Source organism: Neptunomonas antarctica, assembly GCF_001305295.1.
GTDB classification, from domain to species: domain Bacteria; phylum Pseudomonadota; class Gammaproteobacteria; order Pseudomonadales; family Balneatricaceae; genus Neptunomonas; species Neptunomonas antarctica.
Map to the genome: position 1 here is coordinate 1 of NZ_LJSI01000015.1, position 25,563 is coordinate 25,563.

Annotated in this window: 24 protein-coding genes; 12 read left to right on the forward strand and 12 right to left on the reverse strand. The window is 45.7% G+C overall.

Annotated features, from left to right (window positions below):
• Nucleotides 1-83: 83 nt before the first annotated feature.
• From tatC to Nant_RS00330, 9 genes are all read right to left on the reverse strand, one after another.
• Nucleotides 84-902, reverse strand: a complete 819-nt coding sequence (tatC, locus tag Nant_RS00290; protein WP_054339645.1) for a twin-arginine translocase subunit TatC — start codon at nt 900-902, stop codon at nt 84-86.
• Nucleotides 895-1,257, reverse strand: coding sequence for a Sec-independent protein translocase protein TatB (gene tatB, locus Nant_RS00295; RefSeq protein ID WP_054339646.1), 363 nt, complete (start codon nt 1,255-1,257; stop codon nt 895-897). Before tatB ends, tatC begins: the two co-directional genes overlap by 8 nt.
• 13 nt (nt 1,258-1,270) lie before the next feature.
• Nucleotides 1,271-1,516, reverse strand: a complete 246-nt coding sequence (tatA, locus tag Nant_RS00300; protein ID WP_054339647.1) for a twin-arginine translocase TatA/TatE family subunit — start codon at nt 1,514-1,516, stop codon at nt 1,271-1,273.
• Between the two features lie 65 nt (nt 1,517-1,581).
• Nucleotides 1,582-1,914 carry a phosphoribosyl-ATP diphosphatase gene (locus Nant_RS00305; protein WP_054339648.1) on the reverse strand — a complete coding sequence of 111 codons (333 nt, stop codon included), beginning with the start codon at nt 1,912-1,914 and terminating at the stop codon, nt 1,582-1,584.
• A gap of 8 nt (nt 1,915-1,922) precedes the next feature.
• Nucleotides 1,923-2,312 (reverse strand): phosphoribosyl-AMP cyclohydrolase, encoded by a 390-nt coding sequence (hisI, locus tag Nant_RS00310; protein ID WP_054339649.1) that lies wholly within the window; start codon nt 2,310-2,312, stop codon nt 1,923-1,925.
• A gap of 101 nt (nt 2,313-2,413) precedes the next feature.
• A complete protein-coding gene (gene ubiB / locus Nant_RS00315; protein WP_054339650.1) occupies nt 2,414-4,042 on the reverse strand; it encodes a ubiquinone biosynthesis regulatory protein kinase UbiB in 1,629 nt (542 codons plus the stop codon).
• A gap of 71 nt (nt 4,043-4,113) precedes the next feature.
• Entirely contained in the window at nt 4,114-5,661 is a 1,548-nt protein-coding gene (locus Nant_RS00320) for a GGDEF domain-containing protein (protein WP_054339651.1), read from the reverse strand.
• Between the two features lie 129 nt (nt 5,662-5,790).
• Nucleotides 5,791-6,429: a thiol:disulfide interchange protein DsbA/DsbL gene (locus tag Nant_RS00325; RefSeq protein WP_054339826.1), complete on the reverse strand. Its 639-nt coding sequence runs from the start codon at nt 6,427-6,429 to the stop codon at nt 5,791-5,793.
• Nucleotides 6,430-6,546: 117 nt separating this feature from the next.
• Nucleotides 6,547-7,149 carry a c-type cytochrome gene (locus Nant_RS00330; RefSeq protein WP_054339652.1) on the reverse strand — a complete coding sequence of 201 codons (603 nt, stop codon included), beginning with the start codon at nt 7,147-7,149 and terminating at the stop codon, nt 6,547-6,549.
• 207 nt (nt 7,150-7,356) lie between these two features.
• Here Nant_RS00330 and yihA point away from each other — a divergent pair, with 207 nt between their 5' ends.
• Nucleotides 7,357-7,995: a ribosome biogenesis GTP-binding protein YihA/YsxC gene (gene yihA / locus Nant_RS00335; protein WP_054339653.1), complete on the forward strand. Its 639-nt coding sequence runs from the start codon at nt 7,357-7,359 to the stop codon at nt 7,993-7,995.
• A 225-nt stretch (nt 7,996-8,220) separates the two neighbouring features.
• On the opposite strand, the gene polA is transcribed toward yihA, so the two are convergent.
• Nucleotides 8,221-10,971 carry a DNA polymerase I gene (gene polA, locus Nant_RS00340; protein WP_054339654.1) on the reverse strand — a complete coding sequence of 917 codons (2,751 nt, stop codon included), beginning with the start codon at nt 10,969-10,971 and terminating at the stop codon, nt 8,221-8,223.
• Between the two features lie 101 nt (nt 10,972-11,072).
• Between polA and Nant_RS00345 the strand changes: the two genes are divergently transcribed.
• The 3 genes from Nant_RS00345 to uvrD are packed head-to-tail and all read left to right on the forward strand — an operon-like array spanning nt 11,073 to nt 14,603.
• Nucleotides 11,073-11,357, forward strand: a complete 285-nt coding sequence (locus Nant_RS00345) for a DUF2782 domain-containing protein (protein WP_054339655.1) — start codon at nt 11,073-11,075, stop codon at nt 11,355-11,357.
• 4 nt (nt 11,358-11,361) lie between these two features.
• Complete coding sequence (locus Nant_RS00350) at nt 11,362-12,339, forward strand: homoserine kinase (protein WP_054339656.1); 978 nt, start codon at nt 11,362-11,364, stop codon at nt 12,337-12,339.
• Nucleotides 12,340-12,389: 50 nt separating this feature from the next.
• Entirely contained in the window at nt 12,390-14,603 is a 2,214-nt protein-coding gene (uvrD, locus tag Nant_RS00355) for a DNA helicase II (protein ID WP_054339657.1), read from the forward strand.
• Between the two features lie 78 nt (nt 14,604-14,681).
• Here uvrD and Nant_RS00360 read toward each other — a convergent pair whose 3' ends face one another.
• On the reverse strand, nt 14,682-15,050 hold the full coding sequence (locus tag Nant_RS00360) for a VanZ family protein (protein WP_054339658.1): 369 nt from the start codon (nt 15,048-15,050) through the stop codon (nt 14,682-14,684).
• 138 nt (nt 15,051-15,188) lie between these two features.
• Here Nant_RS00360 and Nant_RS00365 point away from each other — a divergent pair, with 138 nt between their 5' ends.
• Both Nant_RS00365 and Nant_RS00370 read left to right on the forward strand, forming a co-directional pair.
• A complete protein-coding gene (locus Nant_RS00365) occupies nt 15,189-15,770 on the forward strand; it encodes a lysophospholipid acyltransferase family protein (protein WP_054339659.1) in 582 nt (193 codons plus the stop codon).
• A gap of 75 nt (nt 15,771-15,845) precedes the next feature.
• A complete protein-coding gene (locus Nant_RS00370) occupies nt 15,846-16,430 on the forward strand; it encodes a DUF938 domain-containing protein (RefSeq protein ID WP_054339660.1) in 585 nt (194 codons plus the stop codon).
• Nucleotides 16,431-16,440: 10 nt separating this feature from the next.
• Here Nant_RS00370 and Nant_RS00375 read toward each other — a convergent pair whose 3' ends face one another.
• Nucleotides 16,441-16,830: an acyl-CoA thioesterase gene (locus Nant_RS00375; RefSeq protein ID WP_054339661.1), complete on the reverse strand. Its 390-nt coding sequence runs from the start codon at nt 16,828-16,830 to the stop codon at nt 16,441-16,443.
• 237 nt (nt 16,831-17,067) lie between these two features.
• Here Nant_RS00375 and Nant_RS00380 point away from each other — a divergent pair, with 237 nt between their 5' ends.
• From Nant_RS00380 to Nant_RS00405, 6 genes are all read left to right on the forward strand, one after another.
• Nucleotides 17,068-18,039, forward strand: coding sequence for a PstS family phosphate ABC transporter substrate-binding protein (locus Nant_RS00380; protein WP_054339662.1), 972 nt, complete (start codon nt 17,068-17,070; stop codon nt 18,037-18,039).
• Between the two features lie 146 nt (nt 18,040-18,185).
• Nucleotides 18,186-20,456: an ABC transporter permease subunit gene (locus Nant_RS00385; protein WP_054339663.1), complete on the forward strand. Its 2,271-nt coding sequence runs from the start codon at nt 18,186-18,188 to the stop codon at nt 20,454-20,456.
• A gap of 27 nt (nt 20,457-20,483) precedes the next feature.
• Nucleotides 20,484-22,172 (forward strand): phosphate ABC transporter permease PstA, encoded by a 1,689-nt coding sequence (gene pstA, locus Nant_RS00390; RefSeq protein WP_179078893.1) that lies wholly within the window; start codon nt 20,484-20,486, stop codon nt 22,170-22,172.
• A 39-nt stretch (nt 22,173-22,211) separates the two neighbouring features.
• A complete protein-coding gene (gene pstB / locus Nant_RS00395; RefSeq protein WP_054339665.1) occupies nt 22,212-23,045 on the forward strand; it encodes a phosphate ABC transporter ATP-binding protein PstB in 834 nt (277 codons plus the stop codon).
• A gap of 89 nt (nt 23,046-23,134) precedes the next feature.
• A complete protein-coding gene (phoU, locus tag Nant_RS00400) occupies nt 23,135-23,878 on the forward strand; it encodes a phosphate signaling complex protein PhoU (RefSeq protein ID WP_054339666.1) in 744 nt (247 codons plus the stop codon).
• A 136-nt stretch (nt 23,879-24,014) separates the two neighbouring features.
• Nucleotides 24,015-25,541: a diguanylate cyclase gene (locus tag Nant_RS00405; protein ID WP_054339667.1), complete on the forward strand. Its 1,527-nt coding sequence runs from the start codon at nt 24,015-24,017 to the stop codon at nt 25,539-25,541.
• The last annotated feature ends 22 nt before the right edge of the window (nt 25,542-25,563 follow it).

Below are 25,563 nucleotides of genomic sequence, written 5' to 3' on the forward strand. Positions count from 1 at the left end.
GGAATAAAAGTGAAAATACTCTCAAATACGAAAAAAACGCCTAAAAAGGCGCCTTATTTGTATGTTTTTTATACTACTCGTTCTTAAGAGCTTTGATTGTTCGTTTCATCATCTTTAATGGCAGCCTCTAGCTCGTCATCAACACTGTCCGGTTCTGCCTTTTTATTAACGAACACTATCGACAGAACAATACCCAGCTCAAACAACAACCACATCGGAATCGCTAAAAGGCTTTGAGAAATGATATCTGGCGGAGTTAACAACATGCCGACAACAAAACAACAAACAACAACATAGCCTCGCTTACTTCTCAGATCTTTCGCCGTAGTTGCGCCTGACCAGATAAGCAATAAGGTTGCGATAGGAATTTCAAACACTATACCAAAAGCAAAAAACAGCTTAAGCACAAAGTCCAGATAGCTACTGATATCCGTCATTACAGCAACACTCTCAGGCCCGACGCTCGTGAAGAACCCAAATATCAACGGAAAGACAACATAGTAAGCAAAAGCAATACCGGCATAAAACAAAAACACACTTGAAACAAGAATCGGAGTTGCCAGTCTCTTTTCGTGATTATATAACCCAGGGGCTATAAACCCCCAGATTTGATGCAGAATAAAAGGTATTCCAAGAAAAATGGCCAGCACCAGCGTTAACTTGAACGGCGCGAAAAATGGCGACGTAACATCTGTCGCTATCATACTTGTTCCGGCTGGCAACAATGCAGTTAGCGGGGCAGACAGATATTCGTAAAGGTCATTAGCAAAATAAAAAAGACAGAGGAAAACGACCAAGATAATGATCAGGATACGCATCATTCGCTGCCGAAGCTCAACAAGATGGGAGACCAGTGTTTGTTCCTGCTCTTGATTTGGCATATTGACTGACGGTTTATTCATTAGTTGATTTTTTCAGATTGACGGCATCGTCATTAACTAAAGCCGTTCCTGGATCAATAGCGGGAGCCGCTGTGGATTGAGACAATGGCGACTCATCACTAAAGGCCTGCTTAAATGGCTGCTTCATCTCATTTAGTTCTTTATCAAGCTCTTCTTTTTTAATGGATGCTGTACGTCGCATTTCATCAAGGCGTAATTCTTCTGAAATTTCACTTTGAATACTAGAAACAGCCCTTTTAGCCTTCCCCACCCATAACCCTACAGCACGCACTGCTGTAGGGAGCTTCTCAGGCCCAAGCACGATCAACGCAACCACTCCGATCACGAGAATTTCAGCAAAACCTATATCAAACATTCAACAGATCCAGTTATTTCTGATCAGTTGGCTGTTCCTGCTTTACAGCAGGTTTTTTTTCAGCATCAAAGTCGGCATCCTGTTCCTGCTGATCAATTTTTTTAGCATCTTCAGGCTCTTCTTTAATCGCCTTCTTAAAACCTTTCAACGCACTACCCAGATCACCACCGATATTGCGCAGCTTTTTAGTTCCGAATAATAAAATAATAATTCCGAGTACGATCACTAACTGCCAAATTCCGATTCCACCTAAACCCATTTTATTTCTCCTCTACTGCTATATAGCGCAAATTGACTGTACAAAACCAGCCGATAAAAGCAATTTTATGGCTTATTCCGTGATTCTTTTTCTACTAGACCAGAGATATCAAAGCGTCGCGCCAACTCATTCAACACAGCCTGCGGGGACTCACCCAGATGCGAGAGCATAACCAGACTATGAAACCACAGATCAGCTGTTTCATAAACAACGTCACCATTATCTCCCGTAAGCTTGGCGTCTTTAGCGGCGATAATCGCCTCTATCGCTTCCTCACCTACTTTTTCAAGAATCTTATTAAGACCTTTTTCATGTAGACTGGCCACATAGGAAGCATCTGCAGTAGCATTTTTCCGCTCTTCAAGAATCTCACCTAACTGGGTTAATACATCACTCATCAGACATCTTACCCTTTATATATTTCATCAGGACTTTTAAGGACAGGATCAACAGAAACCCATTCACCATTACGTAATACGCTATAGAAACAACTCTGCCTTCCTGTGTGACAAGCAATATCGCCTTTCTGTTCAACCTGCAATAAAATCACATCGCTGTCACAATCTAAGCGAATTTCATGAAGCACTTGTATATGGCCAGACTCTTCCCCTTTACGCCATAACTTACCGCGAGAACGTGACCAGTAGATAGCACGTTGCTCTTGTACCGTCAGCTGCAAGGATTCTGCGTTCATCCAGGCAACCATTAATATACGCCCGGTTTTGTAATCTTGGGCGATGGCGGGAATCAAACCTTTCTCATCCCACTTAATTTTAGCAAGCCAACTATCTGTCATTACTATTACAACTGTTTGGTCTTAAAGAAGATGAAGCATACCGGATCAATCAAATAAGCTCCATCCCATATACTACTGAATATATCGCTATGCCACGCTAATCAATTGATCAGAAGGTAGAAGCCTAAACCACCGACAACCCAGCCGAGCATACTTAGTTGTTCAAGCCATTCTCTACTGGGCTCATGACCCAACCATAAGGCTGTAATTATGCAAACGCCAGCAAGCAGCTTTTTTCGACGCTGCTTATTGCGTAGCTCTTCGCCATGTCGAACTATGGCTTCATTGGCTAACCGATTTTGTAGTGGCTGGTTCTTAATCTGTTGCAAAGTATCGAATGCTAATTGCGGTATTAACGGTATTTTATCGAGCAAATCAGGGACTTGCTGCTTAAGCGTTCTATAAGCCGCTTTTGGACCCACGCGGTCCTTCATCCAAGACTCAAGGAAAGGCTTTCCCGTTTGCCAAAGATCAAGCTCAGGATACAATTGCCGACCTAGCCCTTCAATGTTCAATAACGTTTTTTGCAATAATACCAATTGAGGCTGTACTTCCATATTGAAACGACGTGCTGTCTGAAACAACCCCAACAAAACCTGCCCAAAGGAGATATCTTTTAATGGCTTATTAAAAATAGGCTCGCACACACTACGGATAGAGGTTTCAAACGCCGTCACATTGGTATCCGCTGGAACCCAACCCGAATCTATATGTAATTGTGCCACCTGCCGATAGTCTCGCGTAAAGAATGCCAGGAAATTTCGTGCGAGATAGCTTTGATCTTCAGCGGTAAGGGAGCCAATGATTCCGAAGTCTACTGCGATATATTGCGGCTTTTCCGGGTTTTGACGTGATACAAAAATATTGCCGGGATGCATATCAGCATGAAAGAAGCTATCCCGAAAAACCTGCGTAAAGAAAATTTCAACTCCCCTCTCCGCCAATACTTTCATATTTGTGCCCTGAGCTATGAGTTGATCAACCTCAGCCACCGGTATGCCATGAATACGCTCCATAACTAAAACATTCTGGCGTGTTAAATCCCAATATATTTCAGGTATATAAAGCATTTCTGATTTTTCAAAATTGCGTCTTAGTTGCGAACCATTCGCGGCTTCTTTCCTTAAATCCAATTCATCAAAAAGTGTTTGCTCATACTCCGCCACTACTTCAACAGGCCTGAGTCTTCGCCCATCCTTCCACACGGCATGAACGATATGCGCCAATGTGTACAGCAGCGCAACATCTTTCCTAATGGTTTTCGCAATACCGGGACGTATGACTTTTACCACAGCCTCACGACCGTCGAGCAAGGTTGCTTCATGCACTTGAGCCACTGAAGCTGATGCCAGCGGCTTAACAACAAAACCAGCAAACAAGGCTAAAACAGGTTTACCTAAGGCTTTTTCAATAATCAACTGAGCTTGCTGACCAGAAAAAGGAGGGACATTGTCTTGTAATTGTTTCAGTTCATTCGCGATATCATCAGGTAACAGATCTCTGCGCGTTGAAAGCATTTGTCCGAATTTTATAAAGACAGGCCCTAATGATTCCAGCGCTAAGCGCAAACGAACGCCACGCGGTTGCGATACTTTTATAAAGTAGCGCCAAGGCATCAAATAAAGAAGGGACCTCAGATACCAGGGCAAAGGCAAATCATCGATAAAAGTATCTAAACGATAACGAATAATAGTATGAGCAATTTTCAAACTTCGGGAGAGGCGTCGCACAGGAAAATCCTATAAAAACACTGCGAATTCAGCGGCACAAGTGTGCCCGTTCCCATACGATACGTAAAGTACTAGCCGATACAAATACGATTTCGACCTTCCTGCTTGGCTTTATAAAGAGCAGCATCAGCCCGATCGAACAAGACGTCTTTTGTATCAGACTCTCTTATTTGCGTGACACCGAAAGACATAGTGATGGTTACTGGCTGCCCATGGAAATTAAACGGACTCTTACTGACCGATTCTCGCAGCTTATCCATTGCTTTCGCGCCTTCCTCAGCCTCTGTTGAGGGCATAAGAATAACGAATTCTTCACCACCAAAACGAGCAATGAAATCAGATCCTCGCAAATGCTTCGACAATACCCGGGAAATTAAACGTAAGACTTTATCACCCGCCAGGTGGCCATAGGTATCATTGATACGTTTAAATAAATCAAGATCACCAATCGCGACAGAGAAACCCTGACGATAGCGTTTCCAACGATTAAATTCATTATTAAGATACTCATCATACGCAGCACGGTTTGGCAGACCTGTCAGCGCATCAGTTCTAGCCTTTAGGCGCTCTTCTTCCATGTGCGCTTTAACACGCCCGGTGTCCTCTTCCATCTCAGCCACATGCAAAACTAAGGCATCATAGCGAGCCTGAAGACGCTCATCTCGTTCCTCTTCGCCTCGTTTAAACTCATCCATAGCCTGCACAATGCATTCTAACTGCGATGAAACGGATACTTTCAACTCGCCAAGATCATACGAATCTTTCACTGCTTTGCTGATACTGCCGACATCACGCCTTACTTGCTGGTCCAACTGTTTGTGTGCATCACCTGCAATAGTTTGCTCAGAGTGACTTTCCTGCAAAAAACCCTGCACCTCAACCAGTTGAGTATTAAGGTTAATTAAATAATTTTCAAAATCTTCATTACTTGTTGTAGCAGCCAATTGAGCTAGCTCTACAACACTCACTAATACTTCACGAAGAGCACCAAGCGCCAAGCCCTTTTCGATACGCGCTACCAATTCATCTGCCTGCTGACGCCCCTCTGGGGTCAAATTCAGCACGCCGATAAGCTGAATTAACTCGACTCCTATCAAGGATAAATCGGTATCCACTGCTAACTGGCTGTGTTCCGCCGTCAGATCAGCTTTTGCCGAGGCCAAAACACTTACCTGCAAAGTTAAAAGGTTTTGAATTAGAGGAGGCAATAGATATAATTTTTCAACAGATTCTGGCGCGTTTCTTTCAAACTCAGAAAGAGAATCCGATTCTTTACTATCCAGATCAATCTGACTTTTCAGCTGAAAAATCCAACTCAGAACAGCTTTGAGAACAGATTGCGTCGTATCTTCTCTTGCACCATCTAACTTACGAATATGCTTTTCGATATTCGTGATCATTCGCCGCGATTTTAAAGAACCGATATCAGTCTCGGCTTTCATGGCACTGCGTAAGGCTTTTAGTTCACTATCTAAATCGGCAGACTGCCCCTGAAGCCCTAATGTCAGATGCGAAACAGCCAAACGTAACTGATCATTGTTCTGGCTCTTTTCCAGTTTATCAAGATCCAGTGCTGCTTCTTTATATTTCTTTTTCCAGTCTATCTGTTCCTTTGTCACTGCTTGTATCCATCTATGATGATCTACTCATTTTATTTTATTTTAGTCCAAAGAACAGCTATTTCCCAGAATTCACTTACTAAAAAGCCGCCTTAATAAGGCGGCTTTGGCTAACAGTAATACAGAGTTTTATTCAGCAAGGAGTTTTTGCTCTTTGGCGACTAAATAACTAACCACATCCAACATCTGCTGATGCCCGCCAGCCATGGCTGCCGTTACGCGATACTTTCCGTTGACCACTAACGAAGGTACTCCATCTACCTGATAACCACGTACTTTTGATTCCCCCTGATTCATTTTTGTATTCACAGCAAACGAACCATAAGTTTTTTCAAATTTAGCTTTATCTATACCCATTTCCGCATAAAAAGCAGCAATGTCTTCTACATTTTTAAAACGTTTTTTATGCAGATGGATGGCATCAAACATCGCCTGATGAGTCTGTTCGACCCCATTAAGTAGTTCTGCCGTGTAATACGCCCGCGCCAGTGGTTCCCAGCTACGACCAAAAACGACGGGGACGCGTTGAAAATCAACCTCTTCAGACTGTTGCTTTTCCCATGCAGCCAACATCGGCTCAAAACTATTACAATGAGGGCAAGGGTAGCCAAACAATTCTGTCACTTCGACTTTAGAAGCATCGACTGTTTTAACAGGAAAAGGCAGCTCTACAAACTGCTTACCTGCTTCAAACTGATTCTCATCAGCCGCTTGAATAGCCGTATTCAGGCCAAATACAAATAAGACAGACAGTAACGTCTTCCACATAATTTTTACTCCGGTTACTTTTCTGATTTTTGAATCAGACAATGGCTGAACCAAAGGGTTCATATCTCTATAAAAAAAGGCAGCCTGAGCTGCCTTTTTATCAGATACATTCAGATATTAATACAAACCCTGAACATAGCTGGAAACGGCTTTAATCTCTACATCGCTCAATTTAGCAGCGATATCGCGCATCATGGCCTGAGGATCATTATTGCGGGCGCCTACCCGGAAATTTTTCAACTGTAAGTCTGCATAGGCAGCATGCTGCCCACCTAATGCAGGAAAGCCAGCTGCAGCCATACCCTGGCCATTCGCAGCATGACAAGCCGTACAAGCAGGCACACCTTTCTTCGCCAAGCCAGCACGATAAATTTGCTGTCCCAGTTCCAACTGGTCTTTAGCAACTTTGCCGCCCTGAATTTTTTTACTGGAGAAATACGCAGCAATATCTTCAATATCCTGATCGTTCAGGTTATCCAGTAAGCCTGTCATCTCAACAACCTGACGAGTGCCTGCTTTAATATCTTTTAGTTGCTTGACCAGATATGTGGCATTCTGGCCTGCTAATTTTGGAAAATTCGGAATAGCGCTGTTACCATCTGCGCTGTGACATGCGGCACAGACTGCTGTTTTTCCCTGTCCTGCCGTTGCATCACCTGCCGCATTTGCTACACCAGTGATACCTAAGGTTAACAGTAAGCCGATCAGTAGTTTATTCATGATTAACCCAGACTCTCGTCATTCAGTAAAATAGATGTTTGTCTTGAAACCATCAGGTGAAGTCAACACAAACCGGAAATCTTTATTATGCCCTGCTACTAGAGGTAGACTCTGTTCAAGGGTAAAATTTGCCGGCATTATAACTTAATATCCACACAAACTGGAACGGTTAATATAGAACCAATCCCTTTAGGTACCCTAAAGTCTATGACTGCAAACGATAATCCTATCCATTACAACGCTGCTCGCTTTTTGATCAGTGCCGATAAATTGAGCCAGTGTCCAGAAGATAGCGGAGCAGAGGTTGCGTTTGCGGGACGTTCCAACGCGGGAAAATCCAGCGCAATAAATGCGCTGACTAATAATGGCAAGCTGGCCCGTACGTCTAAAACTCCGGGAAGAACTCAGCTTATCAATTTCTTTGATCTTAATATCGAAGGATTACGCCTGGTTGATTTGCCAGGTTACGGTTATGCCAAAGTGCCAATTGCTATGAAAGAGCATTGGCAAAAACATCTTGACCAATATCTGCAACAACGCTTTAGCTTGAAAGGTGTTGTGTTGGTGATGGATATCCGCCATCCCATGAAAGAGTTTGATCTGATGATGGTCGAGTGGTGTAAAGCAACACAAGTGCCTTTGCATATATTACTGACCAAAGCGGATAAGTTAAAGAGGGGCCCTGCTCAGTCGACGTTACTGACACTGCGTAAAGAACTCACACAGATACTGGGTGATAAAGTGACTCTTCAGACGTTTTCTGCGCTAAAACGCAGCGGCATTGACACATTAAGTCAGCGCTTAGATAGTTGGTTATCACAAGGCATTAGTCAAATTGAAGAGTAAAAGCTGAAGAGTAAAGAATAAATGTAAATAAATCCCCAGATAAAGCCCGAAGGGGATGGGCTTTATCTGGGGCCAAGTGTCTTACTACAACCCACGCATCTAAACTATGTAATGTCCTATGAAACACCCATAGCCGAGGGGGAACTCATAGATGCGTACAAATATTGACCACCTTTTTTTTAGTTAAGTTCCTGTCTTATTCAAAAAAAACTGATTTTTTGAAAATTAATGCGCTTGCTCCCAGTTTTCACCGCTTCCCGACTCAACGATTAGTGGCACATTAAGATCGGCGGCATGCTGCATTTTCTCAGACACCTGAATTTTGAAAGCCTCCACCTGATCAACTCTGACTTCAAACACCAATTCATCATGTACCTGCATAATCATGCTCGCATCAAAGCCACTTTCGGGTAGCCACTGATCCACTTTTATCATTGCGCGCTTAATAATATCTGCGGCGGTTCCCTGCATCGGAGCGTTAATCGCGGTGCGTTCTGCTGCCTGGCGCTGAATAGCATTACTGGCATTAATCGCAGGTAAATAAAGACGACGACCATAAACCGTCTCAACGTAACCCTGTGTTTTTGCTTTGTCGCGAATATCTTCCATGTAGTTCTGCACACCAGGATACGTAGCAAAATAATGCTCGATATACTGCTTAGCTTCGTTTCGTCCGATACCCAGTTGCTTCGCCAAACCAAACGCTGACATGCCATAGATCAAGCCGAAGTTGATCGCTTTGGCGCTACGACGCTGATCAGCCGTCACCTGACTCAGTTCAGTATTAAACACTTCAGCAGCAGTCGCCTTGTGGATATCTTCTCCCAATGAAAACGCTTTTAATAAGCCTTTATCCCCGGAAAGATGCGCCATGATACGTAGTTCGATTTGGGAATAGTCGGCGGCTACCAGCTGATAACCCTCGGGAGCCACAAAAGCGTGGCGAATACGTCGCCCTTCTGTGGTTCTTACCGGTATGTTCTGTAAATTTGGATCGGTCGATGAAAGTCGCCCTGTTGCTGTAATTGCCTGATGATACGAGGTATGAATACGCCCGGTACGCTTATTGATCATTAGTGGCAGCTTGTCAGTGTAGGTCGATTTAAGCTTACTTAAACTACGGTGTTCAAGTAGCAGCTTGGGAAGCTCATAATCCAACGCCAGCTCCTGAAGAACTTCTTCTGCTGTTGATGGCACACCTTTTGGCGTCTTTTTACGCACCGGTAGCTGCATTTTTTCAAACAAAATGACCTGTAGCTGCTTAGGCGACGCTAAATTAAACACTTCACCGGCTAACTCATGCACTTCGCGCTCAAGCTCTCCGAGACGCTGTTCAATCTCAATACTCTGTTTACCCAATAAATTGGGATCGACCATGGCACCATGGCGTTCAATTTTTGATAACACTGCAATTAACGGTATTTCTATCTGCTCAAGCACACTCATGAGCGATGTTTCTGTGGATAACTTTGCATTCAATGCCTGATGCAAGCGCAATGTGATATCAGCATCTTCTGCGGCATAAGGACCCGCCTGCTCCAAATCTACCTGATTAAAGGTTAGTTGCTTTTTACCTTTACCAGCAATATCTTCAAACGTTACGGTTTTAACACCCAGATACTTCTGCGCAAGGCTATCCATATCATGTCGTGTCGCAACAGAGTTCAGTACATAGGATTCCAGCATCGTATCAAAAGCAACGCCTTGTAGCTCAATGCCGTAGCGCGCCAGCACATTCATATCGAACTTGATGTGCTGACCTACTTTTTTATGCGTTTCACTTTCCAGCAATGGTTTTAACTGCGCCAGTACTGAGTTTCGATCCAGCTGATCAGGTGCGCCAACATAATCATGTGCCAGGGGTACGTACGCCGCTTCACCGGCCTGTACTGCGAATGAAACACCCACCAGCTCCGCTTCCATATAATCAAGCCGGTCGGTTTCTGTATCAAATGCGAATAGCTCAGCAGTGTTAAGTTTTTCCAACCATCGATCCAGCTCGGTCTGCTCAGTAATCACCTGATAGTCCAGATTTTCCGGCACGCCAGGCATCGCCGCGGCCGAGGCTTCTGCATCGGCCACCGCTTCGATGCCTTCTTCCAGTTCTTTTATCCAGCTGCGAAATTCGTATGTAGTAAATAGCTCCAGCAGTTTTTCTTTATCCTGCTTTGGATGCTTAATATCAGAAAGTTCAAAATCCAGCGGCACATCGGTTTTAATCGTCGCCAATAGATAGGATAAGTCTGCAGATTCACGATTCTCTTCAAGCTTTTTCGCCATCGTTTTAGAACCACGAAACCCCAATGCGGCGATATCATCCAAGCGTTTATAAAGCTCAGATATGCCACCAATCCCTTGCAGTAAAGCCAGTGCCGTTTTTTCGCCCACACCCGGAACGCCCGGAATATTGTCGCTTTTATCGCCCATGAGTGCCAAAAAGTCGATAATAAGATGAGGATGAATACCGTATTTCTCTTTAACACCCTCCGCATCCATTACCGTATTGGTCATGGTATTTATCAGCGTGACATGCTTATTCACCAGCTGTGCCATATCCTTATCGCCGGTCGAAATCAGTATGTCGCAGCCCTGTTCCGTGGCCTGTAGCGCCATTGTGCCAATAACATCATCGGCTTCGACACCGTCTTCTACGATCAATGGCAGGCCCATCGCACGGATAATATTATGTATCGGCTCAATCTGCAGACGCAGATCATCCGGCATCGGTGGACGCTGTGCTTTATATTCTGCAAAAATCTCATCACGAAAAGTCTTACCCTTGGCATCAAAAATGACAGCGATACGACTTTCAGGGTATTGTTTAATAAGGCTACGCAGCATCGATGTAACCACACGGACAGCACCGCTGGGCACACCATCACTGGTCCTCAAATCGGCCTGCTGCGAGGCAAAAAATGCACGGTATAAATAAGATGAACCGTCGACTAGAATAAGGGGGGCTGGTTGCTGGGTCATTATCAATCCGTCAGTTAGTTATCCTGGATACTTTACAGAGCAGGTATCCGGGCTCACAATCATAGTAAATATGGCACGACCAAACCAATGGGTATGGAAGAATGAGTAAACATTTATTGATGGCGCTGGCTCTTTTGATGTCAGTTACTGCCTTTGGCGCAGGAGTTCCGGGCGATCCTGAAGAGGGTCAGCCGGATATTAGTATTCATCATCAGGATGATACCACCTATTACGAATACCGTATCAATGGAGAGCTACGCGAAATTAAAGTAGTACCCTTAATAGGTAAACCCTATTACCTGGTTCCTTCTGAAGGTCATGGTTCAATGGTACGTATTGAAGAATCCACACTCCTGATCCCAAAATGGGTTATTTTTCGCTGGTAATCACGTGGCTGTATATACACAACTTTCGCAAAATGACATGACCGACCTATTGGCACAGTTTGATCTGGGTCAACTGGTATCTTATAAAGGCATCGAAGGCGGTATCGAGAATACCAACTACTTCGTCACGCTCGAGAAAAACAATCAGCACAGCGAGTATGTGCTGACCGTGTTTGAAGAGCTTGGCATGGATGACATGTCTTTCTTTGTTGAACTAACCACCTGGCTGGCAGAACGGGAGATTCCTGTACCCTCGCCATTCCAGGATCGTAACGGTATCGCACTTAAAAAACTGCATAACCGTCCGACTCTGCTTTTGCCTCGCTTTAGCGGTCAGCATGTAGCTCAAAAGGACCTGACAGCTGAGCATTGCGCTTCCATCGGAACGCATCTGGCAAAATTCCATCGGGCGACTGAAAATTTCTATTTGCGCAGACAAGCCCATCGTGGTGTTTTCTGGTGGCGACGCGAAAGCCAAAACATCCAAAGCCATCTCAGTAAAGAAGATGGCGAACTGCTGGCGCAAGAAGTTCGCTTATTTGATGAACTACGTGAACAGCCGTGGGGGCTTCCCATGGGTATTATTCATGGTGATATGTTCCATGACAACGCCCTGTTTGAAGGTAATCAAGTCTCGGCAATTATTGATGTCTACAATGCGGCGACTGCCTTCCTGTTATTTGATTTGGCCATTGTCGCTAACGACTGGTGCACCCTGCCTGATGGGCAGATTGATATCCAGCGCGAACAAGCACTGTTAAAAGCCTATAACGCCGAGAGACCATTTACTGAAGATGAACATAAAGCCTGGTCACAGCTAACACGTACCGCCGCCATGCGCTTCTGGCTTTCGCGTCTGATTCCAGCATGCGGTATTGAGCAAGTTGGCCGCCAAAGTGACGAGATGGTGATTAAAGACCCCGATGAACTCAAGCGCATACTGCTACAACGTATCGCTAATCCTTCGAGCCTGCCTAGCTAAACCCTGGGCAGTCTGCACTACTGAACTTACTTGAGAAAGCACCTGAACTAATGGATGTTACGGCAATAATTGATGGTTTAAACGATGCACAACGCAATGCAGTTACGGCGCCTGTGCAAAACTTACTGGTACTGGCGGGCGCAGGCTCGGGTAAAACACGGGTACTCGTACATCGTATTGCCTGGCTGGTACAAACAGAGGGAATATCCCCCTACTCCATTATGGCGGTAACCTTCACAAACAAAGCCGCACGTGAAATGCGCGGCCGTATTGAAACGCTGCTGGGCATTAATCCTAATGGTATGTGGGTCGGCACTTTTCACGGACTGGCGCACCGTTTGCTTCGTGCTCACTGGCGTGATGCCGGCCTCAATGAAAACTTCCAGATTATGGATAGCGAAGACCAGCTGCGCCTCATCAAACGGCTGTGCAAAGAGATGTCGCTGGATGATACCCGCTGGCCTGCACGCCAGTTTCAGTGGTTCATAAATGCCCAAAAAGATGAAGGTTTACGCAGTCGCCACCTTGAACGTACCGGCGACCCGCATGACACCACCATGATTCGCATGTATGAAGCGTATGAAGAAGCCTGTGACCGCGGCGGTATGATTGATTTCGGCGAACTGCTTTTACGTTGCCTGGAACTGCTACGCGACCGTAATCCAACCTTGTTACGCCACTATCAGGAACGCTTCCGTTACTTACTGGTCGACGAGTTCCAAGATACCAATGCCATACAATATGCCTGGCTGCGACTGCTCTGCGGTAATGACCGCAAACTAATGGCCGTCGGCGATGATGATCAGTCTATTTATGGCTGGCGTGGTGCGCGTATCGAAAACATCCAGAACCTTCCAGAGCACTTTCCCGGTGCAGACACCATCCGCCTGGAGCAAAACTATCGTTCCACGCAAACCATACTGAAAGCCGCAAATGCGGTTATTCAAAATAACCGCGGACGCTTAGGAAAAGAGCTCTGGACAGATGGCAAAGAAGGCGAAAAGATCAGCGTTTATGCTGCTTTCAACGAACAAGATGAAGCCCGTTTTATCGTTGGCCAGATCCAGAAGTGGATTGAACAAGGGAACCTGCGTGCAGAATCTGCCATCTTGTATCGTTCAAACGCCCAGTCACGCGTATTGGAAGAAGCCTTAATACGCAGTGGTGTCCCTTACAAAATCTATGGGGGCCACCGTTTCTACGATCGTCTGGAAATAAAAAATGCGTTGGCCTACCTGCGTCTGGTCTCTAACCGCGAAGACGATACAGCGATGGAGCGTATCATTAACGTGCCGACACGCGGCATCGGCACGCGCACTATTGAAATGGTACGCGAGCAGGCCAGAACAGAAAACGTATCGATGTGGCGTGCCGCTAATGAAGTCGTCGAATATAAAAAGCTACCGGCCCGGGCATTGACAGCACTGCAGGCTTTTTTAGACCTGATCAACCAGATCGATACTGATAGTACAGGCACCCAGCTACACGAACAAACCGATCATGCGATACAACTCAGTGGCTTAATCGAGCACCACAAAAAAGAGAAAGGTGAGAAAGCCCAGTCACGATTGGAAAACCTTGAAGAGCTCATTAACGCGGCTAAACAGTTCAGCGGCCAATGGGTAGCCAGCCCGGAAGAAGAGCATGTGAATGAGCTGTCCGCTTTTCTGGATCAGGCAGCATTGGATGCCGGCGAGGCTCAGGCGGCCGATCATCAGGACAGCGTTCAGCTAATGACGCTGCACTCAGCCAAAGGGTTAGAATTCCCGCTGGTTTTCCTTGGCGGTATGGAAGAAGGCTTATTTCCCCATAAGAGATCAGAAGAAGAGCCTGGTCGTATGGAAGAAGAGCGCCGTCTATGTTACGTAGGTATCACACGTGCGATGCAAAGACTTTTCCTTACCTACGCCGAATCCCGCCGACTGCACGGGCAGGAAAACTTTAACCGTCCTTCACGCTTTATTCAGGAGATTCCTTCCGACTTGATCGAAGAAGTGCGCCTGAATGCCAGTATCAGCCGTCCCATGCCCTCAAGAAATGATTACAACGCATCATCCAACGGCTTATTCAGCCCTAACTCAGTGCAACTGGATGACGACACCCCTAAACTGCATATCGGCCAACAGGTACGCCATCAAAGCTTCGGAGAAGGCACAGTGCTTAACTGCGAAGGCACCGGCCCCAAAGCCCGCGTGCAGGTGAATTTCGAGAATGTAGGAATGAAATGGCTGGTATTAGGATTGGCTAAACTGGAGCCGGTGTAGGCTCCTAACCCGATAAGGGAGATATCAAATTCCCCTTATCGCTCGCCTTATCTATATTAAAACTTTGGTTCACAAGGTTTATTCAGTGCTTATATTAAGCGTAAAAATACGGTTTATTAGCAATGCCAACAGCGCTCCACTCACAACTCCGCTAGCATTGGCCACCATGTCCAACCACTCTCCATAACGGTTTACATAAGGCTGAATCAACTCAATAGCACCGCTCCAACAGAGAAAGAACAAACCAATCAATAGCCAATACTTAGGCTGTCTTAGCGCCACAGGAAACATCAGCCCGGCATAAGCGATAAAATGATGCGTTTTATCCGTACCCGGCACGCCAGGCAATTGATCTGCCGGCCATAAAGATAATAAGGTAATCACGGTAAGGACGAACAACGTAATCGCTAACCAGTAAGTTTTGAGCAGTGAGAATATAGTTGTCATTTTTTGTCATCTTTCATTTTTATAGCTCAGCATCAAGTTCCATTAGGTAAATGTTCTCACCTATTCACCCTGGCCGCTATACTTCTCTTTAATGAACCCTATAATGAATATCGTTCCTCATACCGGAATCCCCCTGCCATGCTGCAAAAAACCATGTTTACCACACCTATTATCCGTTCTTTACTGCGAGGTGTATCAAGGGGAATACTGAAATTATGTGGCTGGAAAGTGCTCGGAAATATCCCTGAAGATATCAAACAGTGTGTATTGATTGCTGCTCCGCATACCAGTAACTGGGATATGCCTCTCAGCTTAATGATTGCTTTTTCGCTGAATACTCAGCTGCATTGGGTGGGTAAGCAAAGTATTTTCAAATTCCCCTTTGGCGGTTTAATGCGTTGGATGGGGGGCATTCCGGTGGATCGATCACATACCAATAATATGGTCAACGCGACCATCGAGAAATTTAAAGAGTTGCCCGAACTACGTATTATGATGGCACCAGAAGGTACCCGTGCACGCGTAACCGAGTGGAAAAGCGGCTTTTATCATATTGCGCACGGCGCACAAGTCCCCATCGTACTGGCCTTTGTTGATTATAAAAATAAGCGCGGAGGTATCGGTAAGATTTTCGTTACCAGCGGAGATTATGAAAAGGATGTAAGTGACATCAGAGAGTTTTACAAACCTCTTTACACCTCCCTGGAAAACAGCCATTAACGAAACTGAAGTGTGTTTTCCTTGTGATACAGATTTACCAGTTCATATTTAATATCATTATAAAAGTCGGTTTCTATGCTTAACTACAGTGAATCATGTGAACGCAACAAGCAGCCCATTCTGGATAAATTGTCGGTATATTTATCCGATCTCACAAACATACTGGAAGTAGGAAGTGGCTCTGGCCAGCATGCTCTGTTTGTGAGCAACCATCATAATAGCCTTACATGGCAGCCTTCAGATCAGGGCCAATACCTTGATGCTCTGATGATTAATATTGAGCAGTATGCATCAAAACGCGTGCTACCCCCAATCGAACTGAATGTCAGCCGAACGTGGCCAACTAGCCTCTACGATGGGATTTTCACGGCTAATACACTGCATATCATGAGCTGGAATAATGTCACTGATTTTTTCCAGGGCGCTGGATCGGTGCTAAAAGATAAGGGTTATTTATTTGTTTATGGGCCTTTTTGCTATCAAAATGCTTACACATCACCCAGCAATGCACAGTTTGATGACTGGCTAAAAGCCCGGGATCCAGACAGTGGAATTCGTGATTTCGAAGCAGTCAATGAACTTGCCCGCCATCAAGGGTTATCTTTAATTAAGGATGTTATAATGCCCGCCAATAATCAATTATTGATCTGGCAAAAATAGCACATCAGATTTAGTCATAAGTGCGAATATGCCCATGCTCATCCATCGCCACCAGAACGCATTCTGTCTCAGTCACTTTGCGTAAGGCGCGCCCATCCGGACACCGGCCCCATACCTCTATTTTAATTCGTATAGAGCTATTGCCTGCTTCAATTACCTCTGTATAAAAACAAAGAATCGTACCGACTAAAACGGGTGACATAAATTCCATGCCCCCGATAGAGACCGTCGCTACACGCCCCTCCGTTTCTTCACCGGCACGCATTTCTGCCGCAAGAACAGCCTGAGATGAGACCCAGCCCCCATAAACATCACCAAAGATATTGGTAGCCGCATGACTAGCAGGAAGTTTGAGTGTCAGCTCGCCTTGAGGCGCTAATTCTGGTGTCTTTGTATTCATTATTATCAGGTCGTTATTTTATAATTTTAAGGAGAATTAATATTACAGCAAACATTATACTAAGGTATTGGAATAGTAATAATAAAATTAAAAAGTCTTTGCCCCTGTAATCCATATACTCAAGCTTTTAAATATTATTTATAGCGACATATTCACATTTGTCACATTATTGTCACAAACTCTATCTATATTGCACCCATCAAATTGATAAACCAATGGCCTCTACTGGAGCTAAAGATGAAACCAATGAAGAAGTTATTCGCGGCTGTTGCAATGACGGCAACATGCATGACAGCAGGCGCTGTAGATTTGCTGGATGCTGACTTACCTACTTACACAAAAGCAGCTGGCGTGTCTGGCAACCTGTCGAGCGTTGGTTCTGACACACTTGCTAACCTGATGACATTGTGGGCCGAAGAGTTTAAACGTGTTTATCCGAACGTAAATGTTCAGATTCAGGCAGCGGGCTCTTCAACTGCTCCTCCGGCACTGACTGAAGGCACCTCTAACATGGGCCCTATGTCACGCAAAATGAAAGACAAAGAAATCGAAGAATTCGAGAAGAAGTACGGTTACAAACCTACTCCAGTTGCTGTTGCTATTGATGCTTTGGCCGTCTTTGTTCATAAAGATAACCCAATTAAAGGCCTGTCCATTCCACAGGTTGACGCTATCTTCTCTTCTACCCGTAAATGTGGTGCCGCTGAAGATGCGAGTACTTGGGGGCAGGTGGGTGTTGAAGGCGCATTGGCTGACAAGAGCATTCAGATATTCGGACGTAACTCGGTATCCGGTACTTATGGCTACTTTAAAAAGAATGCACTGTGTAAAGGCGATTACAAAAATAGCGTAAACGAACAGCCGGGCTCTGCTTCTGTTGTTCAATCGGTTTCTACTTCGTTAAACAGCATCGGTTACTCGGGTATCGGGTATCAAACATCTTCCGTCCGCGCGCTGCCACTGGCTAAAGAAGAAGGTGATGCATTTATAGAAGCGACGCCTGATAATGCGGTTACCGGTACTTACCCGCTGGCTCGTTTTTTGTACGTTTATGTCAACAAAAAACCAAACACAGCACTGGCACCCATGGAAACAGAATTCCTGAAAATGGTTATGTCTAAAGTGGGCCAGGAAGTGGTCGTTAAAGATGGTTACATCCCACTACCGTCGAAAGTAGTCGCGAAGCAGATGGCTGATCTGGGTCTGTAATATTATATAAACGACTAAATTAGCAAGCCAGGGAGTGTCGCAAGACACTCCCTTTTTGCGTTTATCAACCTGTGTAACATAAGTGTCACATTTATTGATTATCCTGTGCCCACCGTCATCATGGATCCATCAGGACTAAATTCCCCATGAGTATCAAAAATATTTCCGCACCAAAAATAGACTTCAACACACCCGCACAGATGAGGATGCGCAAGTTTCGCGCATTGAAGGACAAGCTGGCAGCTGGCGGGATTGCATTTGGCGGCATTAGCGTCATCGTTGCGATTGTGCTGATCTTTTTTTACTTACTCTATGAAGTAATGCCACTGTTCCAATCAGCCCACGTAGAACCATGGTCAAAAAATGACCGGGCGATTGAAAGCTATACTGTTCCTGGTTCAGGAAAAACCCTGTATCTGTCGATGGAAGAACAGGCCGAAATAGGCATTCGCGTATCCGACAAAGGCGAAGTCATCTTTTTCAATACCCTGAATGGTAGCGTGATTAAATCAGAACAGATTAATGTGCCGGTTGGGGCCAGCATTACCAGCCTCTCGACAATCTCTGACCCTTTACATCAATTTGCGATGGGTTTCAGTAACGGTGATGCGCTGATTATTGAGCATAATTATACCTCCACCTACCCTGATGGCGATCGTGTTATCACACCCACACTGATCTATCCACTCGGCAAAAAACCGATTCATATCGGTGACAAACCCCTTAAATTATTAGGCGTTTCGCACGGTGACGAAGACTGGAATCTGGTTGGGGGAGATGAGACGGGCCTGACCCAGACCAAGATTTCTATTGATGAAAATATGATGACGGGCGAAGTGGAAACCTCATCCGAGTCAGAAGCGCTACCTCAGTTCAATATCAACGCGGACAAGCTGTTATTATTGCCCGGTCGGCGCTGGCTACTGATGGCGAGCAAGAACACGCTCGCGGTTATCGATCTAAAAGCAGAAGGCGGCGCACAAACCACCCAGGTAGTAGAAGCGAGCAAAGGCACTATCACAGATTTTCAGACGCTGCTAGGCGGAAATGCAGTACTGATCGGTGATGATCTGGGTAAAGTGTCTCAATGGTTCCTGGTGCGTGACGACGTAACCGACTGGAAACTGACTAAAATCCGTGAGTTTACTGGCGGCACTCAGCCTATTGTTAACCTCTCTATTGAGCATCGCCGCAAAGGTTTCGCGTCGCTGGATACCGCAGGCACATTACGCCTGTTCAACACCACCGCCGAACGTAATGCGCTAACAGAAACTATCATTGACGGTGCGGCTGATCGTATTGCTTATGCGCCACGCTCAAACGCCATGTTAAGCGAAAAAGACGGTCAGCTTTCTCTTTGGGCTATTCATAACGAACACCCTGATATCTCCTGGTCGGCGCTGTGGAGTAAAGTCTGGTACGAAGGCTATGAAAAACCAGAATATATCTGGCAGTCATCTGCCTCAAGTAACGACTTCGAACCTAAATACAGCTTGGTACCTCTGGCTTTTGGTACGCTGAAAGCGGCTTTCTATGCCATGTTACTCGGTACGCCATTAGCGATCTGTGGTGCCATCTATACGGCTTACTTTATGGTGCCGGCGATGCGCCGCAAGGTTAAACCTTTCATTGAATTAATGGAGGCACTACCTACAGTTATTCTCGGCTTCCTGGCAGGTTTATGGCTTGCTCCCTTTATGGAAGACAAGCTGGCGGGGATATTCGTCATATTGCTGTTTGTGCCTATTGCGATTGTTGTCTTTGGTTTTGTCTGGGCTCAAGTACCCGATAGAATCCGTTTTCTGATCCCTGAAGGCTGGGATGCAGCGTTGCTGCTACCCGTTGTAATTCTGGCCGCCATGTTTAGTTTATACATGGCCGATGGACTTGAGAGCCTGCTGTTTGGCGGTGATCTGCGTCTGTGGATGAGTAATGAACTCGATATACCTTTCGACCAACGTAATGCGTTGGTAGTCGGTATCGCGATGGGTTTTGCGGTTATCCCTACGATATTTTCTATTACAGAAGATGCTATTTTTGCTGTGCCGAAACATCTTAGTTACGGTTCTCTGGCGTTAGGTGCTACGCCTTGGCAAACGCTGACACGGGTCGTTCTGCCTACCGCCAGCCCGGGGATTTTCTCTGCGTTGATGATTGGTATGGGCCGGGCCGTGGGTGAAACCATGATCGTTCTGATGGCGACGGGTAACACCCCTATTATGGATATGAATATCTTTGAAGGTATGCGCACATTAGCCGCGAACATAGCGGTGGAAGTACCTGAATCCGCCGTCGGTAGTACCCACTATCGCATTCTATTCCTGGCCGCCTTTGTTCTGTTTATGTTCACCTTTGTAGTCAATACACTGGCCGAATTAGTAAGACAGCGTCTACGCAAAAAGTACGGTTCTCTGTAACCTGTTGATGATTGAGGATTGAAAACAATGAGAATCTCTTTTACAGAATGGAAAAAATCCGGTTCACCATGGATTTGGTTAAATGCAGGGGCCGTTGCTATCTGCGTAATCATGGTCGTTGGTCTTCTCGGTCTGATTGCTGCTCGTGGTCTGGTGCACTTCTGGCCAGCCGATATTTTGCAGGCAAAATACTCATCGGATGGCAACCAGAGCCTGGTTATTGGTGAAATTGTAGAATCCGAGCAAGTCCCTGCCGAGCAGCTGCGTGATGCGGGTGTTATCGTACCTGACGGCACGAAAATGATGCGTCGTGACCTGATGAAAATAGGTAATCGTGATGTCGGTGGTATGGATTTCACATGGGTACTTGAGAATAATTTATCTGAGCAGAGCTATCCGCAAATGCTGTTCGCCACGGAGCGCCGCGAATGGGGCAATTTCTATGGTTACCTGCGTGCACTTAAAGAAGGCGATACGCTGGTCGGTCAATATGCAGGCTACGATAAAACACCGGAATATATGGCTTTATGGAACCGCTTTGAAGCCAGTATTGAACGTGCACTGATCATCCGTAAAGATATTTACCAGATCGAAAAACATGAAATCGGCTCAATTAACTACACACTGGAACGCCTGCGTCTTGAGCAACGTTCTTTAGAGCTGAACGAAGTATCAGACCCCGCTCCGTATGCGGCGATAGAAGTTCAGCGTGCCGAATTGAATGCCAATTATCAAGATTTGCAACAAAGCCTGATTGATCTCTATACCAAAATCAATCGTGACTCGATCGTAGCGGAAATATCGAATGGTCAGCAGGTAGATATTGCCGTTGCTAAAATTGTACGTGCATTCCGCCCTAACGATATGAGCGTAACCGCTAAACTAGCCCACTATGGCGATAAACTCTGGGAATTTGTTTCAGATGATCCGCGTGAAGCCAATACAGAGGGCGGCATATTCCCCGCCATCTTTGGTACCGTTATGATGGTTATTCTGATGTCCGTATTGGTCACGCCCTTTGGTGTGGTGGCCGCGGTTTATCTGCGCGAATATGCCAAGCAAGGTTTCATGACGCGTCTGATCCGCATCTCCGTTAACAACTTGGCAGGTGTACCCTCGATCGTATATGGTGTATTTGGACTGGGATTTTTTGTTTACTTTTTGGGAGGCAACATAGACAGTTTGTTTTTCCCTGAAGCACTGCCCTCTCCAACCTTCGGTACCGGTGGTCTGATGTGGGCATCAATCACATTAGCGCTGCTCACAGTACCCGTCGTTATTGTCGCAACTGAAGAAGGTTTATCGCGTATCCCACGCTCAGTGCGTGAAGGTTCACTGGCACTGGGAGCAACGAAAGCAGAAACGCTATGGAAAGTAGTATTACCCATGGCCAGCCCAGCCATGATGACCGGTGTTATTCTGGCCATCGCTCGCGCTGCCGGTGAAGTGGCTCCTCTGATGCTGGTGGGTGTGGTAAAACTGGCGCCTAGTTTACCGCTGGATGCTAACTACCCGTTCCTGCATCTGGATCAGAAATTTATGCACCTGGGTTTCCATATCTATGATGTGGGTTTCCAAAGCCCTAACGTCGAAGCGGCGCGACCACTGGTCTATGCAACCGCATTGCTGCTGGTAATGGTGATTGCCCTATTGAATATTTCAGCCGTACAGCTTCGTAACCATCTGCGCGAAAAATATAAATCGCTCGAAATGTAACGCTGTTTAACGAATAACTTTGAGAAGGTTTGAATGAAAATGACATCTAACGCTAAAGCACACGGTATCGATATCTCATCGTTGCAGCGAGAAGTTCGGGATCTCGACCTGAGCTCCGAAACAACGACTCTTCAGGTGAAAGATTTACGTTTATCATACGGAGATAAAGAGGCGCTGCACGGTATTAATATGGATATCCCGAAAAGGCGCGTAACCGCTTTTATCGGCCCATCCGGTTGCGGTAAATCTACATTATTACGTTGTTTCAATCGAATGAATGATCTGGTGGATGATTGCAACATTAGCGGCCAAATCCTGCTCGATGGTAACAATATCTTTGAACGCACAGTCGATGTCGCAGACCTGCGTCGTCGCGTCGGCATGGTATTTCAAAAACCCAACCCATTTCCTAAGTCAATTTACGAAAACGTTGCTTATGGCTTGCGTATTCAGGGCATCAAAAAGAAGCGTGATATTGATGAAACCGTTGAGTGGGCACTTAGATCAGCCGCTTTATGGGATGAAGTAAAAGATCGTCTGCATGAAAGCGCGCTAGGTATGTCAGGTGGACAACAACAACGTTTGGTGATTGCACGTACGATTGCGGTAAAACCGGAAGTCTTACTACTCGATGAGCCAGCATCAGCATTGGACCCTATTTCCACACTGAAAATAGAAGAATTGATCCATGACTTAAAGAATGATTTCACCATTGTCATAGTCACACATAATATGCAGCAGGCCGCCCGTGTTTCAGATTATACGGCTTTCATGTATATGGGTGATCTGATTGAATTTGGTGTGACCGATACACTTTTCACAAACCCAGAGAAGAAACAAACCGAAGATTACATTACCGGACGCTACGGTTAAGGATTAACTTTAATTAAGCCTTAACTCACATTAACGCCATTATATTTTCTCAGTTTGTGAATCATTAATCAGAACGGAGTACCGTCACCGTGGAACTCACCAAAGATACATTTTCGACCCATATTTCGCAGCAATTCAATGATGAACTAGAGCAGATTCGTACTGAACTTCTTACCATGGGTGGTATTGTCGAACGTCAGGTTCATGATGCGATCCAGGCACTACTAACCGGTGATGCTGAGCTTGCTGAGCAGTCACGCCGTGTAGACAAGCAGACCAATGACATGGAATTGATGATTGATGAACGCTGCACCACTATCATCGCCCGACGTCAGCCAGCGGCCAGTGATCTGCGACTCATCGTTGCCATATCAAAATCCGTCAATGACCTTGAGCGTATGGGCGATGAAGCTAGTCGCATTTGTCGTCAGGCCATTGAACTGGTAGAAGATGGCGAATCACAACGCGGTTATCAGGAAGTCCGTCATATTGGCTCCCTGGTCAGCTCAATGGTGAAAGATGTGCTGACCGCTTTTGCCCGAAATGATACCGAACTGGCCTATCATGTTGCTAAGCAAGATAAAGCTGTTGATCAAGAGTATCGGACTGCGATGCGCTCCCTGGTTACCTATATGATGGAGGACTCACGTGCTATCTCCAGCAGCCTGAATGTTATCTGGGTATTACGCAGCCTGGAACGTATTGGTGACCACTCCCGCAATATGGCGGAGCACCTAATCTATATGGTCAGTGGTACCGATGTTCGTCACCAGCCATTATCAAAAATAAAACAAACGGCAGGGCTAAGCGGAGATGACGACATCGAAAGCTAATCGCTCTTGCCTATAAGATATAAGCAGCCTCCGTGGCTGCTTTTTTTATTCTTTTATAATCGGGAGGGCTTAGTATAAAATTTTTGCTACAATCAGCCGCTAGCTTCTTTTAACAAAAAAAACACGGTAATGCTCCATGCTGCAAGCAAGTACGAGTCAGTATATTGTCTATGGTGATCTCAATTGCCCTTACAGTTATGCGCTTCACGAACGTTTAAAAGCACTGAATCTTCTTGATATAGTAGATTATCGCCTCGTTGAGCATGCTCAGGATATTGGCCTCTATGGCAACACACCTGACATGCTGGCAGAACTAGCCAGTGATGTGTTTTCGATACGTAGCTATGCCAGTGAAGTCACTATTGCATTACCGCCAGAACGTCCTGATAGCCGCTTTGCTATTTTGTGTGTCATTGCAGCCGCACATATTGATAATAAAAAAGCAGGTTTTTTTCGCGACTTGTTCTATAAAGCCATGTGGATCGATGGTCTGGATATCGCCAGCCCCACCGTTATTTTTGACTGCCTGCAAGCCGCAGGTTTACCCACTGAATTATCCATCGATATGGATGCAGAAGAGATACTGGAAGAGTGGCAGGATCGCTGGGAAGGCAGCCAGACAGGCTCCCGCGTACCGGTTATTTTTTCACCTGACAACCGAAAACTAGTGGGGTTAGCATCCATCGATGAAATTAAAGCTTTTTTCGCGGGTGAAGATAATAAGGTCGAGCATGACTCGCGACAGATCTGTAAGTATTCAGAACACCATACAATTGCGGTATTCGCCAGTGAAGGCCTGGCGCCTGTCTGGCAACTGATTGATGCCTTACGTAGCGACTATAATATTCTACTTCCCGCGACGCTAGGCGACCTGAAACAGCAGCTGGAAACGGCCGAGCAAACACCCGATTTACTCTTAATACATGCTACTGATGATTGGCTGAATAACCTTTTACAGTGCCAGCGTTTGATTCAGAACAAACATAATGCTTTTGTGCCTATCGCTCTGATTGGCGCGGACAATGATGATAAGCAAGAGCTGCAGGCCTATGCCCACGGCGCTTCGGACTATTTAGTACAAGACCGGGCCGCCGGCATCATTCGTGCTCGTATCAGCATGATGCTAGAACTGAAACGCTCACGTGACTTCCTTGAACGGTCTGCCCGCATTGATGGACTCACCGGTGTTAATAACCGTCGTGAATTTGAAAAAACATTAGAAATGGAATGGCGTCGCAGCGCACGCACCCGACAGCCGCTCTCGCTGATCATGCTGGATGTTGATCACTTTAAAGCATTTAACGACCGTTATGGGCATCTTGCAGGTGATAGCTGCCTGAGACGCATTGCGAGTGCGATGCAAACCACAGTAAACCGTTCTCACGATGCCGTATGCCGTTACGGCGGAGAGGAATTTGTGGTTTTATTACCCGATACCGATAAAAAGGGTGCCGCGCTCGTAGCACAAGCGATTCGTGACCATATATTATCGCTTGGTATTGCGCATGAGCGATCATCAACCGGCTTAGTGGTCACTGTTAGTCAGGGTGTAGCTACGCTGATTCCATCAAGCAGCAACAACCCTCACGAACTGGTTGAACAAGCAGACCAGGCTCTCTACAAAGCTAAGAACACGCAACGGAACTGCGTGGTTGCTGCCTGAAGTTAGCATTACAGTGAACGCA